The following is a 13,829-nucleotide window of genomic DNA, read 5'->3' as shown; positions in this document are numbered from 1 at the left end:
GCCTGCGGGCGCCGTTTTTTTTGACCTATAATCGCGGCCATGCAAAAAACTCTCGTCCTGCTGGCCGTGTGCGCCACTCTGGCTGCCTGTGGCGGCAACGACTACGTGCCGCCGCGCCAGCCGGACAGCGGCAGTCCGCCGCCGCCCGTGGAACCGCCGCCGGTCGAGCCTCCGCCACCAGTCGAACCACCGCCGCCGGCGGAGGATGAAGCGTCGCTGCCATACTGGAACCGCTGCGAGCATCCGCGCACCGGTTCGCCGGACGGCTTCCTTCCCTATCCCGATGTGCAGGGCACGCTGGCCGACGAGAAGAAGTTCATGCGCCTGTACCTGAACGAGGCTTATCTCTGGTACAAGGAATTGCCAAAACTGGATGAGGCCAGCTACCCCAGCGCGATCAGCCATTTCAACGCCCTCAAAACGCCGCTTGTGACGGCATCGGGCGCGGCCAAGGACCGCTTCCACTTCACCTATCCGAGCGCGCAGTGGGATGAGTTGCAGAAGGGCGTGGACTACGGCTATGGCGTCTACTGGGCGCGCAATGCGGACGGCAAGGCGCCGCGCACCTGGCGCGTGACCTATGTGATTGCCGGCACGGCCGCAGCCTTGGCCGGACTGCAGCGCGGCGACCAGCTGGTGGAAGTGGATGGCGTCGACTTCATCAACGCGTCGGACGCCGATTCGGTCGCAAAGCTGAACGCCGGGATTACGCCGAAAGCTGTCAACGAGCTGCACGACTTCAAGGTGCTGCGCGGCGGGCAGAAGTTTGCTGTCGCCATGCGCTCGGCACGCCTGGACATCTCTCCCGTGCAGTATGTGCAGGCGATCGATACGCCGACCGGCAAGGTTGGCTACCTGATGTTCAATTCGCACAATACGGCGGCCGAGAAATACCTGTTCGACGCTTTCACCCAGCTGCGCGATGCGGATGTGAAGGATCTGGTGCTGGATATGCGCTACAACGGGGGCGGCCTGCTGTCGATCGCCAGCCAGCTGTCCTATATGATCGCCGGCCCCGTCCCTACCAGGGACAAGATCTTCGAGCAGACCGTTGCCAACGACAAGACCGACCAGCCCAGGCCGATCCAGTTCGTGACGAAAACCGTAGGCTATCTGGTGCCGAACCCGGCGCCGCGCAACACGCCGCTGCCTTACCTGGGCCTGAAGCGCGTGACCATCCTCACCAGCGCCGGCACCTGCTCGGCCAGCGAGTCCGTGATTAACAGCTTGCGCGGGGTGGACGTGGAAGTGAACCTGGTGGGCGGCCAGACTTGCGGCAAGCCTTACGCGTTCACGCCGCTGCCGAACTGCGGCACCACTTATTTCGCGATCCAGTACCAGGGCATCAACGCCAAGGGTTTCGGCGACTATGGCGACGGCTTCGCGCCCACCTGCAAGGTGGACGATGATTTCAGCCACGCGCTGGGCGACAAGGCCGAAGGCCAGCTGGCTGCGGCCCTGTCGCTGCGCGCCAATGGCGTCTGCCCGGCGCCAGCCGCCTCGGCCCGCGCCCGCGCCGCCGCTCCTGTGCCGGCGCTGGTGCCGGCACGTCCGGAAGCGGCTGAGATTGCAGTGCGCGAGCGCTGACGGGCGGCAGGGCGGCAGACGGCGTCAGAGGTCCAGTACCAGCCGCTTGCCCTTGCAGCGCGACACGCAGACCATCATGGTCTTTTGCGCCGCCTTTTCAGCGTCCGACAAGTACTGGTCGCGGTGATCCGCTTCCCCTTCGATGATGGCGGTCTCGCATGTGCCGCATATGCCTTCGCGGCACATGCAATCGATCTTGACGCCGGCTTTTTCGATCGCCCGCAACAATGGCTCGTCCGCTCCCACCTGCAGCGTCACGCCGCTCTTGCGCAGCGCCACTTCGAAGGCGCCGCCGGTAGCATCGACCTCATTGCGGAACTGCTCGAAGTGCACCCTGCCTGCAGCCCAGCCTGCGGCGCGCGCGGCTGCCACCACCGCATCGTTCAGCGCCTGCGGCCCGCACACATAGATGTGCGCGCCGGCCGGTTGCGACGCCACCAGCGCATCGATATCGAGCTTGCCACCGGTATCGCTTTCATACAGGTGCAGTTGATCCGGCGCCAGCGTGGACGGCAGCTCGTCCAGGTAGGCGGCGCTGTCCCGGTTGCGGAAGCAGTAATGCAGCTCGAATGAGGCCTGCTGCCGCGCCAGCGCCTGGATATGCGTCATGAACGGCGTGATGCCGATGCCGCCCGCCACCAGCACATGCTTGCCGGCGCCGTCGCCCAGGCCGAACAGGTTGGCCGGGGCGCCTATATCCAGTTCATCGTTTTCACGCAGCTGTTCGTGCATGAAGCGCGAGCCGCCGCGCGACGCTTCCTCCAGCCGCACGCTGATCTGGTAGCGGCTGCGGTCATCCAGCGCGCTGGTCAGCGAATACGCATTGCGCATCCGGCCCTGGTCCATGTGCACGACGATGTGGCTGCCGCTGTCGAAGGCGGGCAGGGCGCCGCCATCGCAAGGTTGCAGGGTAAAGCTCTTGATGCCGGCCGCCAGCTGTTCGATGCGGCTGACCCGCACTCGCAAGGTTGGGTACATGGGTTTCTCCTTACGGCATCAGGTGATCACGGTCAGGCGCGAGGAAATCCACACCACCAGCACGGCTGCCGCCATCGTCACGTAGGGCAGCACGCCGGCGCGGGCATGGGGCAGTTCCATATCGCGGCGCATGGATTCCGGGAAGTGGCCCTTGTCCTGGATGTAGTGGCGGTAGACGAATACCGGCACGATCAGCAGCACCGTCAGCAGACCGTTGCGCAGCGTGTTCTCACCCTGGAAGTTGGCGCCCGCGCCGACGAACACCAGGTCGAGGAAACCGCAGGCGGCGCCCAGCATCAGCAGCCAGTTCTTGCACTTGTAGGCGCGCGGCCAGTCGGCGCGGTCGAGGCGGTGGATCCAGCCCGATTGCAGATTCAGGAACACGAAGATCATGTAGCACACATTGGAGACCGAGAGGATCGCCATGTAGTCGGACATCAGCAGCAGGAACAGGTTGAAGATCAGATCGGTCCACATGGCGCGGGTCGGTGCGCCGTGCTCATTCACGTGCGTCAGGTAGCGCGGCAGCCAGCCATCTTCGGCCGCCTGGTACAGCGTGCGGGACGAACCCGTCATCGAAGTCATGACGATCAGCAGGATCGCCAGCACCAGCATCACCACGATCACATTGAACACCACCTTGCCGCCGCCAACGAAGTTCGCCATGGCAGCGCCGACGCCGGAACCATCAACGATGGATGGCTTCAGCATCCCTTCCAGGCCCAGTGAACCCTGGAATGCGATCGGCACTGCGATGAACATGAACAGGCACAGCACGCCGGACCAGAAAATCGCCTTGAACACGTCTTTTTGCGGGTCCTTGAACTCGCGGGTGTAGCACACGGCAGTTTCGAAGCCGAAGGTGGACCAGCACGCGAGGAACATGGCGCCCATCGCGGTACTCAGGCCCGCCGCATTCCAGCCGCCCAGCACCGCGGCGCCGGAGGGCATCATGCGTCAAGGGCAGCAGGGGCAGGAAGTTGGTCGACGGCATATCGCCGGTGAACATCGGCACCAGGGCGATGATCACCAGTGGCGTCAGCGAAGCGATGCCGAGGATGCGTTGCGTGGTGGCGGCGGCGCTGGCGCCGCTGTGCTGCAGCTTGAAGGTGATCAGCAGGAAGATTGCGGCCAGGATGAAGGTGGCGTTGACGCGCAGGGTCAGGCTCTTGCTGATGATGCCCAGGTCCAGCAGCGTCCAGTGCCAGGTATTGATCACGGAATCCGCGGGGAACAGGCTGCTCAGCATATAGCCGGCCGCGAGGCTGGTGCCCAGTGCCAGCATCGGCGACCAGGCAATCCAGTTACACCAGACCGAGACTGGCGCCACCAGTTTGCTGTAGCGTACCCAGCCCAGCGCGCCATAGACGGAAGCGCCGCCGGATTTGTGCGGATACAGGGTCGAAATCTCCGCATAGACGAAGCTTTGCGCAAAGCCGATCAGGATCGCCATGATCCAGATAACCCAGGCCGGGTTGCCGATGGTCGACGACACGCCGCCGATCGTGAACAGCACGCCGGCCGGAACGCCGCTCGTCACCCAGAACGCGTCTTTCCAGGTCAGGGTGCGCTTCAATTGATGATGTGTATGGGACTGTGCCATGGTCTCGTCGCGGGCCGGAATCATACCGGCCGGAAGCACGTCTTTTTGTGTATACACGATGTCTCCTAATTATATTTTGCCGCATTTGGGGAGCGGCTATGGGAATTGCGCAGCCGCGGTGCTCCTCGCCGTCCGTTTGCGCCACCAGCCCGCCACCGTCAGCACCAGCCAGAACACCTGGGTCAGGAACGACGCAAGATTGAATGCGCCGGTCAGTGAAATCAGGATGCAGGCGGGGCCGATCACGTTGAGGGCGATCACCAGGTTGCTGGTGGGGGATTTGTGGAGGACTTGCACGGCAAAATGTGCGCCGATATAGGCGACAACGCCGACCAGTCCGGTCGCATCGGTAAGGCTCAGGGATATCATTGGTATGTTGTTGTTAAGTGAAACGGGGCCCGTTCAAAACGTCCTGGTCAGCGAGACCAGGAAAGTGCTTTGCAAGGGGTTGGAAACCGCCGGCTTGCCGGACGAATCCAGCGCACCGGTGGTGTAACTGCGATAGACGCCGGAGCTGTTCCAGCCGCGCGTGACGGCGCCGGTAAGGCTCCAGCCGCCATCGAAGGTCTTGGTCAGCGCAATGCGGGCATCGCGGAAGCTGTAGTCCGAAAAATTACGCACGCGCTCATGGCCGAAGTGCAGCAGCAGGGATGTGCCATGGCCCAGGTCAAAGTTGCCGTTGATGTCCGCATAGCCGGAACCGCGGCTGTGCTGGTCCTTGCCCAGCAACAGGGAACTGCTGTTGTAGCCGAAATAGTCCGGCGTGTAGGTCAGCCAGTATTTGACCGTGAGCCATTTGTACGTCAACGACGCCGCCACTTCGCCATAGTCGTACTTGACCTGTGCGTATTGCAGCTTCGCGCCGGGATACAGGTAGTAATACAGCTGCAGCCCATAAGTCACGTCGCCAACGGCGCCGCTGTAGCCGCCGTAAATGTCCCCATTCCAGCGAGCCGCCTTCGATGAATTTATCGCTGACGGACGACATCCAGGTGCCGACCGACCAGCCGCTGGGATGTGCATAATCGACGCCGCCCTGGACGGCGGGCTTGCCCCAGCCTTGGCGGAAGCCGCGCGACACATATTGCGAAGCCAGCGTCACATTGGCGGTGAAAGGCGATGCCGCGGTTGCGGGCGCCGCCACCGGGGTAGTGACAGGCGGCGGCGCCCCTTCGGCATCGGCCGGCGCCGTGTCCGCATGTGCGGCAACAGCCGGGAACAGCAACAGGGCGCAGCTGAAACGGGCACAGATACGTCGATCTACAAATTTGCGCAACATAAAAGTCTCCTCGGATGGCCGGTGCCTCTGGCGGGCATTGGGCCGTTTTCGTTATGTGCGGGACGCAGGCAGCCGCCTGCGTCCTTGGCAGGTCATGGATGGCAGCGGGATGAAACGCTGGTCTGGCTCAGGAATGCACGAGGGTGTGGCGCGCTGGTTCCTGTACTGCCCGTGTGGGCTGGGCGGCCTTGAAGTAAGGCGCTGTTGAACGTTGCAATGGCGGACGGCCGCGGATCACGTCGGCGATTTTTTCCGCCATCATGATCGTGGGGGCGTTCAGATTGCCGGTGATGATCTTCGGCATAATCGATGCATCCACCACGCGCAAGCCATGCAGGCCATGCACGCGGCCCTGGTTGTCCACCACGGCCATCGGGTCGGACGCGTCACCCATCTTGCAGGTGCAGGAAGGGTGCAGCGCGGTTTCCGCATGGTCGCGCACGAAGGCATCGATTTCCGCGTCGCTCTGGATTTTCATGCCGGGCTTTATTTCACGGCCACGGTACTGGTCCATCGCCTGCTGGCTGATGATTTCACGCGTGATGCGCACGCCGGCGCGGAATTCGCGCCAGTCGACGTCATGCGCCATGTAGTTGAACAGCAGGCGCGGTTTCACGCGCGGATCGCGGCTGGCCAGCTTGACGAAGCCTGTGCTGGGCGAGCGCATCGAACCGACGTGGCACTGGAAGCCGTGCATCTCGACCGGGTTGCTGCCGTCGTAATTCATGGCCAGCGGAATGAAATGGTATTGCAGGTTGGGCCAGGCGAATTCCGCGCTGCTGCGGATAAAGCCGCCCGCTTCGAAATGGTTGGACGCCGCCGTGCCGGTGCCGCGCAAATACCATTCGATGCCGATGGCTGGCTTGTTCCACCATTTCAGGGCGGGATACAGCGAGACCGGCTTGGTGCACTCGTATTGCAGGTACATCTCCAGGTGGTCTTGCAGGTTCTCGCCCACACCCGGCAAATGCGCCACCGGGTCGATGCCCAGAGCGCGCAACTCATCGGCATTGCCGACGCCGGAACGCAGCAGCAGTTGCGGCGAAGCGATGGCGCCATTGCTGACGATGACTTCGCGCCGCGCATGGGCAGTCTGCACCTGGTCGCCCTGCAGGTAGGCGATGCCGGTGGCGCGCTGGCCCGTGAACACGATGCGGTCGGCCAGCGCACGGGTGCGCACCGTCAGGTTGGGCCTGTCCTTTGCCTGGTCGAGATAGGCCAGCGAGGTGCTGCAGCGGCGACCCTGGGCCGTGGTGGTGCGGTCCATCGGCCGAAGCCTTCCTGGCGGAAGCCATTCAGATCGTCGGTGGCCTTGTACCCGGCCTGCGCGCCGGCGCGCACGAAGGCGTCGAACAGCGGGCTGATATCCGGTTTCGGCGTGGTGACGTGCAGCGGGCCGTCGCCGCCATGGTAATCGTTGGCGCCCTTGTCATAGGTTTCCGCCTTGCGGAAATAGGGCAGGCAGTCGGCGTAGCTCCAGTTTTCCAGCGACTTGTTTTCCGCCCAGCCGTCGTAATCCATGGCATTGCCACGGATATACACCATGCCATTGATCAGCGATGAGCCGCCCAGGCCCTTGCCACGGCCTTGTGTCATGCGGCGGTTGTTCATGTGCGGCTCCGGCTCCGTCACATAGGCCCAGTTATAGGTGGTGCCCTGCAGCGGATAGGCCAGCGCGGCCGGCATTTGGGTGCGCCAGTCCAGGCGCCAGTCCGGGCCGCCCGCTTCCAGCAGCAGCACCGTCACGTCCGCATCCTCGGTCAGCCGCGCAGCCAGCACGCAGCCGGCCGAGCCGGCGCCGAATGATGATGTAGTCGTATTCTGCGATTGCGCTCATTTGCAATCTCCTCTCGTCCATTATGCGCCAAACCAGCCCATCGCCTTCGGCGCCAGGTTGATGTAGCTGTGCTTGAGTTCCGTGTATTCATCCAGGCCGATGCGCGCCAGTTCGCGGCCGATGCCGCTCGCCTTGTAGCCGCCCCACGGCGCTTCCGGGAAGTACGGGTGGTAATCGTTGACCCAAACGGTGCCGAAGCGCAGCTTGCGCGACAGGCGGTTGGCCTTGTCCAGGTCTTTGGTCCACACGGCAGCAGCCAGGCCATAAGGCGTGTCGTTGGCGGCAAACAGCACTTCCTCTTCCGAGTGGAAGCGTTCCGCCGTGATCACGGGGCCGAAGATTTCTTCCTTGGCGATCTTCATGTCCGCGGTGACGTCCGCCAGCAGGGTCGGCTCCAGCCAGTAGCCGTTCTGGTAGACATGGCCGGCCGGGCGCTTGCCGCCATGGACCAGGCGTGCGCCTTCGTTGATGCCGGCGCGTACCATGCCGAGGATTTTTTCGTGCTGGTGCGCCGATTGCACGGGGCCCATCTGCGTTTTCGGCGTTGAAGCCGTTGCCGATCACGATGCGCGGCATGCGCTCCGCCAGCCTGGCAATGAAGGCGTCATACACGCTGTCTTCCACCATCAGGCGCGAGCCGGCCGAGCACACCTGGCCGGCATGGAAGAAGGCCGCGTTCAGCGCATAGTCGGCGGCGACATCGAGGTCGGCGTCGGCAAACACGATGTTCGGGTTCTTGCCGCCCAGTTCCAGCCCGATGCGCTTGAAGTTGCCGGTCGCGGCCTTCATGATGCTTTCGCCGGCAATGGCGCCGCCGGTGAACGACACCAGGTCCACGTCATGGCTCTCCGCCAGTTCAGCGCCCACTTCGGCGCCGCCCGTTACCAGGTTGAAGACGCCGGGCGGCAGATCCAGTTCAGCGATCAGTTGCGTGAAATGGTGCGTGGTCAGCGGCGTCAGGTTGCTGGGTTTGATGACGACGGTATTGCCGGCGCCCAGCGCTGGAGCGATCTTCCATGCCGCTTGCAACAGCGGGTAATTCCACGGCGTGATCAAGCCGCAGACGCCGACCGGTTCGCGCAGCGTGCGGCTGATCACATGGTGCGGCGCTTCGTTGACGGCGCCCGATTCGGATGCCACCAGGCCGGCAAAGTAGCGGAAGGTGGCGGCGATGTCGCCCATATCGGTGCGGCTTTCCGTCAGGGTCTTGCCGGTGTTCAGGGATTCCAGGTGCGCCAGTTTCTCGGCGTCGCGGTCGACCAGTTCCGCGATCTTGTTGAGCAGTTTGGCGCGCTCGCGGATCGTGCTCTGGCGCCACGGGCCGTCAAATGCCTGGCGCGCGGCGGCGATGGCCAGGCGGGCGTCGGCGCGCGTGCCTTCGGCCGCTTGCGCAATCACGCTTTCATCGGCGGGATTGATAATCGCGCGGGTGGCGGCGGTTACAGGCGCCTGCCATTGGCCGTTGATATAGAGCTGGGTGTGAATCATTCTTTGTTCCTTTGTTATTAAGCCAGCGCGTCCAGCACCATTTGCTGGAAGTGCTGTACGCCGTGTTCGCCGATGGCGGAAGTCTTGTCGGCAGTGACCAGCAGCGGTCCCTGGCCATTGCGGTAGCCGCGCGATTTCAGGCCGCGCTGCACGGATTCGACGATGCTCAGGTCTTCCGGCTTGAGGACGTTCTTGTAGTAGTCGATCAATTGCTCCTGCTCCGCGGTCGGCGTGCCGTCGCGGAAATAGAATTCGAAGTGCTGGATGGTGGTGTCGGCGTCGACCGGGAACATGTAGAACACGCCGTAGTTGCCATCGCCCGGCAGCACGTTCAGGGTCACGTTGGGCCACAGCCAGTAAGCGGCGAAGTCCGTGTTCGGCGCCTCGTTATCGTAGGTAAAGGCTTCGCTGCCGGAGCGGGTCTTGCCGATCTGGCTGGTGTAGATGCCATGCACGACGTGGCGATAGGTTTCCATATTGATCGACTCGACCAAGGCCGGGTGCGCGGTCTGGCAGTGCAGGCATTCCAGGTAGTTATCGACCACCACCTTCCAGTTCGCCTTCATTTCATAGGTCAGGCGCACTGCCGGCACCAGCTTGTCCACGTCCGGGCAGCGGGCACGGATATCGTCGTTCAGGCCGGGCGCCAGCTCGGCCAGCGGGGTGGCGTTCATGTCCCAGGTTGACGAAGACCAGGCCGCAGAATTCTTCCACGCGCACCGGCGTCAGGCCGGCATTGTCCTTGCAGAAGCCAGGCACGTTTTCCGCGTTGCGCACGTGGATCAATTTGCCGTCCAGGCCGAACGACCAGGCGTGGTAAGGGCAGGTGATGACGTTCTTGGCTTTGCCGGCGCCATCGGCAAACAGTTCATGGGCGCGGTGCGGGCACACGTTGTAGAAGCCGCGCAGCACGCCGTCGCGGCCGCGCACCACCAGTACGTTTTCGCCGGCGACTTTCGCGGTCGCGTACTGGTTGGCCTCGGCCACCTGGCTGCGGTGCATCACGCAGATCCAGTTGCGGGCAAAGATCGTATTTTTTTCCTGTTCAAACACTTCCTGGGACGTGTAGTAGTGCGCAGGCAGGCTGTAGCCCAGCTCGCCGGGTGGCTGATCAATTGGGCAGGCTGGGAACGTCGATTGCTGCATGGTTGTCTCCTCTTTCTGAATTTACCATCAGTTAATTAATTCACCGTAGATCAATTTGAGATGAGTTTAGGATGGCAGATAGACGAGGTCAAGGTAAAAATGCTGGGGTTTGGGTTCACTTGTGGTGTATTCTTCACCCAATCAATTCACCATCAGTAAATTCTCTCTATGGAACAGACCTTTGGAGACCGCCTCAAGGGCTTGCTGGAAACAAAAAAAATCATGGGCAAACAGGTGGCCGAGGCGCTGCAGGTGTCGCCGTCCGCCGTGCACAAATGGACACGTGGCGGGGAAATCGAACATGAGCGCCTGGTGGAGCTGGCCCGCTTCTTGAGCGTGAACTGGCTGTGGCTGCGCTATGGCGAACAGGCCATTGCAGAATTGCAGGCCAGCACGTCGGAAGACCCGCACTTGCGCGCCTTGCGCCAGAAGCACCTGTCCGAAATCATGGAAAGCGAAGCGCGCATGAAGTTTGCGCAGGAAGTGTCGGGCATCGTTACCTGGGAGTGGAATGTGCTGTCCGATGCGCTGACCTATTCCAGCAACGATGTTGCGCTGTTCGGCCGCCACATCCGCTCCATGGACGACTTCTGGGCCTGCGTCTACCCGGCCGACGTGGCGCGCCTGAAGGAAGTCCTGCAGCGGACGCTGCAAGCCAGTGAAATGCACGAATGGGAGTTTCGCGTGCAGGCCGGCGATACGCCGCGCTGGATCTCATCGCGTGCAACACTGGTGCACGATTCCGAGCAGCGACCCGTCAAGATGATCGGCGTCAGCATCGACATCACGGAGCGCCGTCGCGCCGAAGCCGCATTGCGGCAAAACGAAGCGCTGCTGGCCAAGGCGCAGGCCATTGCCCACCTGGGCGGCTGGTACTGGAATGTGCAGACCGACGATTGCTCCTGGACCGACGAAGCCTATCGCATCTTTGGCTGGGCGCCGCAAGCGTTCAAGGTGACCATGGAGCGCTACCTGGCGTCGATCGTGGACGGCGACCGTGCGCGTGTGAAAGCCGCCATCGATGGCGCGATCGCCAACAAGGCGCCTTACCGCGTCGATTACACGATACAGCTGCCGGACGGCAGCCTGCGCAACATCCACGAGGAGGGCGAGGTATCCCTCGACGAAAACGGCAACGTCGCCAATATGGTCGGCGCGTCGCAGGATGTGACGGAGCAGATGCAATTACTGGCCATGGTGAAGGGCATGAAGTCCTGAAACCTGTGAGCCGCGTCTATAATGCCCCGGCATTGATCAACCCCTGCCGGAGCATTTGATGATTCGACCTGCCGTCCTGCTGTCCCTGCTTGCTGCCTTGCCACTGGCCAATGCGGCCCCAGATCTGACCACCGTTTCCGAACGCTCCGGCTTCCAGGCCACGGGCCGATACGATGAAGTGGTGAAGCTGTGCGGAGAGTTCCAGAAGGCTTATCCGAAAGCCGTACGCTGCTTCAGCTTTGGCACGACACCGGAAGGGCGCCCGATGCTGGCGCTGGCCGTGTCGCGTACGGGCGCGCTGGCGGCGAAGGCGGCCAAGGCGCGCAAGCTGCCGGTGTTGCTGGTGCAGGGCGGCATCCATGCCGGCGAGATTGACGGCAAGGATGCCGGTTTTCTGGCTCTGCGCGAGGCGCTTGAGGGCGAGGCGGCCGTGGGCGCGCTGGACAAGCAGGTGCTGCTCTTCGTCCCCGTCTTCAATGTCGATGGTCACGAGCGCTTCGGCAAGAACAATCGTCCCAACCAGCGCGGCCCTGTGGAAATGGGCTGGCGCGTCACGGCGCAGAACTACAACCTGAATCGCGACTACGTGAAGGCTGACGCGCCTGAAATGCAGAACATGCTGGCGCTGGTCAACGAGTGGGACCCGCTGGCCTATATTGACCTGCACGTGACGGACGGCGCCAAGTTCCAGCCGGACGTGTCGATCCAGGTCGAGCCGGTGCACGGCGGCGATGCTGCGCTGATGAAGGCGGGCCTCGACCTGCGCGAGAATGTGATGGCGGATTTGCGCAAGCGGGGTTCCGATCCGAAGCACTATTACATTTCCTTCGACAAGACAGACGATCCGACTTCCGGCTTCGTGGACAGCATGTCCACGCCACGCTCTCCACCGGTTATTTCCCGCTGCGGAACCGCTTCGCCATGCTGGTGGAAACGCATTCGTGGAAGGATTATCCGACCCGCGTGCGCATCACGCACAATACCATCGTGTCCCTGCTCGAACAGGTAGCGCAGCATGGCGCCGCGTGGTCGAAGCTGGCGGCCGAAGCCGACGCGCGCGCCGTCGCGCTGGCCGATACGCCGCTCAGCTACAAGACCACGGACAAGGTCACCACCATCCAGTTCGGCGGCTATGAATACACCCGCACGCCATCGGATATCTCGGGCGGTCTGTGGACGAAGTACGATGAATCGAAGCCGCAGGTGTGGACCGTGCCGCTGCGCGATGAGGTGGTGCCGGACTTCGTGATGAAAGCGCCGGCCGGCGGCTATCTGGTTCCGGCGGCGCAGGCTTCGATCGTTGAGCCGAAGCTGAAGGTGCACGGGATTGCGTACAAGGTGCTGGCGTCGGCGCCGGGCAAGGTGGATGTCGAAGCTTTCCGCGCCGAGCGCACGAAGCTGACGCCGACTTCCTTCGAGGGGCATCAGATGCTGACAGTTGATGGGGTGTGGAAGCCGGAGCAGCGCGAGATCGGCAAGGGTGCGCTGTTCATTCCGTCCGCACAGCCGAAGTCGCGCCTGGTGATGACGATGCTGGAGCCGCAAGGCGCTGATTCGCTGCTGGCCTGGGGCTTCTTCAACAATTCCTTCGAGCGCAAGGAGTATATGGAGGAGTATGTGGCGGAGGAGGTGGCGCGTGAGCAGATTGCGGCGGATCCTGCTGTCGCCGCGGAGTTCAAGGCGCGGCTGGCGAGCGATCCGGAGTTTGCCAAAAATCCGCGGGCGCGGCTGAATTTCTTCGCCAGGCGGCATGCTTCGTGGGATGAGCGGTTTAATCTCTACCCCTTGTTCCGTACAGCGCGCAGGTACTAAAACTGCCGTCGGTTCGCACGCACGGCGGATCAAAACGATCCGCCCTACAGCCCCCTGGCACGTGGCCATGTGGTGGGCTGCGGTGTTGGACGTAAATGGCCTCGGTGCGGCGTAGGGCGGATCATTGATCCGCCGTGTTTGCGGGCCTGCGGCTTAACGGATCTGCCACCGGCGGGCGATTTCGGCCTTGCGGCCGTTGGTGGAAATGATGCGGTAACCTTCGTTGAATAACTTGCGCGCCTGTTCGCCCTGCGGGTGGATGGTGCTGAAACCGATGTAGGAGCCCATGGATGCGGCGTGGAAGGCCACTGCCACGTTGCGCATCTGCGCCGCGTCGGCCTTGACCTGGTCGGCCATCATCAGCGCCAGGTCCACCCGGCCCGCCGCCAGCTTGCGCAGGGTGGCGATTTCCGTATTGGCCCGGTCGAGAATGGCGCCGCGCTTTTCCAGCTCGGCCAGCGAGGGCGGATATTCATAGCCATTGACCACGCCGATGCGGGTTCCGGCAGCGACCATGTGTTCAGACACCGCCGGCAGCGGCTTGTCCGTGTTGTAGTAATAGCGGGGATGGACTTCAAACAGCGGCATGTCCGACAGCAGCAATTTGCCCTGGTGCTCGGGCGAGGGCGACATATTGAAGCAGCCCGCCACCGCGCCCTGCATCACATATGCCTTGCAGCGCGCGTAGGGAACGACTGCCAGCCTGATCTCGGTGTGGACGGCGGCGAAGGCGGCGCGTACCAGGTCATTCGCATAGCCGTTGCCGTCCGGCCCGGACCACGGCGCGGCCCCATCCTCGACCATGATTTCGATTGGCGGTGCGGCGCTGGCAACGCCGGCGGCGAGCCATAAGAACAGCATCAGTCGTTTCACTACTGGCA

General features: G+C 62.9%; 11 protein-coding genes and 4 pseudogenes. 4 read left to right on the top strand and 11 right to left on the bottom strand.

Translation table 11 applies throughout. The annotated features are described in order from the left end of the window. Positions 1-39 precede the first annotated feature (39 nt). The gene (locus ACHMW6_RS32905; RefSeq protein ID WP_395403471.1) at positions 40-1,587 is read left to right on the top strand and encodes a S41 family peptidase; all 1,548 of its coding nucleotides are present in this window, start codon (positions 40-42) and stop codon (positions 1,585-1,587) included. Between the two features lie 24 nt (positions 1,588-1,611). Here the strand turns inward: ACHMW6_RS32905 and ACHMW6_RS32900 are convergent, their stop codons facing one another. The 10 genes and pseudogenes from ACHMW6_RS32900 to ACHMW6_RS32855 all read right to left on the bottom strand — a co-directional run bounded on the left by ACHMW6_RS32900 (position 1,612) and on the right by ACHMW6_RS32855 (position 9,918). Further along, complete coding sequence (locus ACHMW6_RS32900; RefSeq protein ID WP_395403469.1) at positions 1,612-2,565, bottom strand: PDR/VanB family oxidoreductase; 954 nt, start codon at positions 2,563-2,565, stop codon at positions 1,612-1,614. A gap of 18 nt (positions 2,566-2,583) precedes the next feature. Then, positions 2,584-4,192: pseudogene (locus ACHMW6_RS32895) on the bottom strand (APC family permease). Between the two features lie 72 nt (positions 4,193-4,264). Then, entirely contained in the window at positions 4,265-4,537 is a 273-nt protein-coding gene (locus ACHMW6_RS32890) for a hypothetical protein (protein ID WP_395403467.1), read from the bottom strand. 33 nt (positions 4,538-4,570) lie between these two features. Beyond that, entirely contained in the window at positions 4,571-5,191 is a 621-nt protein-coding gene (locus ACHMW6_RS32885; protein ID WP_395403465.1) for a TorF family putative porin, read from the bottom strand. A 7-nt stretch (positions 5,192-5,198) separates the two neighbouring features. Then, positions 5,199-5,447, bottom strand: a pseudogene (locus tag ACHMW6_RS32880) (TorF family putative porin); the annotation flags it as partial. A gap of 127 nt (positions 5,448-5,574) precedes the next feature. Further along, positions 5,575-7,284, bottom strand: a pseudogene (gene betA, locus ACHMW6_RS32875) (choline dehydrogenase). A gap of 20 nt (positions 7,285-7,304) precedes the next feature. Then, positions 7,305-7,814, bottom strand: coding sequence for an aldehyde dehydrogenase family protein (locus ACHMW6_RS32870; protein WP_395403463.1), 510 nt, complete (start codon positions 7,812-7,814; stop codon positions 7,305-7,307). Positions 7,815-7,890: 76 nt separating this feature from the next. Then, positions 7,891-8,772 (bottom strand): annotated as a pseudogene (locus tag ACHMW6_RS32865) (aldehyde dehydrogenase family protein); the annotation flags it as partial. Positions 8,773-8,789: 17 nt separating this feature from the next. Next, positions 8,790-9,446, bottom strand: coding sequence for an RHO alpha subunit C-terminal catalytic domain-containing protein (locus tag ACHMW6_RS32860; RefSeq protein ID WP_395403461.1), 657 nt, complete (start codon positions 9,444-9,446; stop codon positions 8,790-8,792). Then, positions 9,340-9,918 carry an aromatic ring-hydroxylating dioxygenase subunit alpha gene (locus tag ACHMW6_RS32855; RefSeq protein ID WP_395403459.1) on the bottom strand — a complete coding sequence of 193 codons (579 nt, stop codon included), beginning with the start codon at positions 9,916-9,918 and terminating at the stop codon, positions 9,340-9,342. Before ACHMW6_RS32855 ends, ACHMW6_RS32860 begins: the two co-directional genes overlap by 107 nt. A 168-nt stretch (positions 9,919-10,086) precedes the next feature. Here ACHMW6_RS32855 and ACHMW6_RS32850 point away from each other — a divergent pair, with 168 nt between their 5' ends. Genes ACHMW6_RS32850 through ACHMW6_RS32840 form a run of 3 tightly spaced genes read left to right on the top strand, consistent with a single transcriptional unit; the run spans position 10,087 to position 12,948 of the window. After that, positions 10,087-11,136: a PAS domain-containing protein gene (locus ACHMW6_RS32850; RefSeq protein WP_395403457.1), complete on the top strand. Its 1,050-nt coding sequence runs from the start codon at positions 10,087-10,089 to the stop codon at positions 11,134-11,136. 58 nt (positions 11,137-11,194) lie between these two features. Then, on the top strand, positions 11,195-12,145 hold the full coding sequence (locus tag ACHMW6_RS32845) for a M14 family zinc carboxypeptidase (RefSeq protein WP_395403455.1): 951 nt from the start codon (positions 11,195-11,197) through the stop codon (positions 12,143-12,145). Next, on the top strand, positions 12,100-12,948 hold the full coding sequence (locus ACHMW6_RS32840; protein WP_395403453.1) for a hypothetical protein: 849 nt from the start codon (positions 12,100-12,102) through the stop codon (positions 12,946-12,948). Before ACHMW6_RS32845 ends, ACHMW6_RS32840 begins: the two co-directional genes overlap by 46 nt. A gap of 153 nt (positions 12,949-13,101) precedes the next feature. On the opposite strand, the gene ACHMW6_RS32835 is transcribed toward ACHMW6_RS32840, so the two are convergent. Then, entirely contained in the window at positions 13,102-13,809 is a 708-nt protein-coding gene (locus ACHMW6_RS32835) for a substrate-binding periplasmic protein (protein WP_395403451.1), read from the bottom strand. Between the last annotated feature and the right edge of the window lie 20 nt (positions 13,810-13,829).

Origin of the sequence: Pseudoduganella sp. UC29_106 (assembly GCF_044055365.1) — a bacterium.
Taxonomy (GTDB): domain Bacteria; phylum Pseudomonadota; class Gammaproteobacteria; order Burkholderiales; family Burkholderiaceae_D; genus Rugamonas.
The sequence above is the reverse complement of the archived record's forward strand: the minus strand, read 5'-3'. Positions and strand labels throughout refer to the sequence as shown.

What these genes read in the sequence shown, in the direction of transcription:
- ACHMW6_RS32855 (WP_395403459.1), bottom strand. Translation starts at nt 9,918, where the DNA reads ATGCAGCAATCGACGTTCCCAGCCTGCCCAATTGATCAGCCACCCGGC.
- ACHMW6_RS32860 (WP_395403461.1), bottom strand. Translation starts at nt 9,446, where the DNA reads ATGAACGCCACCCCGCTGGCCGAGCTGGCGCCCGGCCTGAACGACGAT.
- ACHMW6_RS32900 (WP_395403469.1), bottom strand. Translation starts at nt 2,565, where the DNA reads ATGTACCCAACCTTGCGAGTGCGGGTCAGCCGCATCGAACAGCTGGCG.
- ACHMW6_RS32835 (WP_395403451.1), bottom strand. Translation starts at nt 13,809, where the DNA reads ATGCTGTTCTTATGGCTCGCCGCCGGCGTTGCCAGCGCCGCACCGCCA.
- ACHMW6_RS32885 (WP_395403465.1), bottom strand. Translation starts at nt 5,191, where the DNA reads ATGCACATCCCAGCGGCTGGTCGGTCGGCACCTGGATGTCGTCCGTCA.
- ACHMW6_RS32890 (WP_395403467.1), bottom strand. Translation starts at nt 4,537, where the DNA reads ATGATATCCCTGAGCCTTACCGATGCGACCGGACTGGTCGGCGTTGTC.
- ACHMW6_RS32845 (WP_395403455.1), top strand. Translation starts at nt 11,195, where the DNA reads ATGATTCGACCTGCCGTCCTGCTGTCCCTGCTTGCTGCCTTGCCACTG.
- ACHMW6_RS32905 (WP_395403471.1), top strand. Translation starts at nt 40, where the DNA reads ATGCAAAAAACTCTCGTCCTGCTGGCCGTGTGCGCCACTCTGGCTGCC.
- ACHMW6_RS32850 (WP_395403457.1), top strand. Translation starts at nt 10,087, where the DNA reads ATGGAACAGACCTTTGGAGACCGCCTCAAGGGCTTGCTGGAAACAAAA.
- ACHMW6_RS32870 (WP_395403463.1), bottom strand. Translation starts at nt 7,814, where the DNA reads ATGGGCCCCGTGCAATCGGCGCACCAGCACGAAAAAATCCTCGGCATG.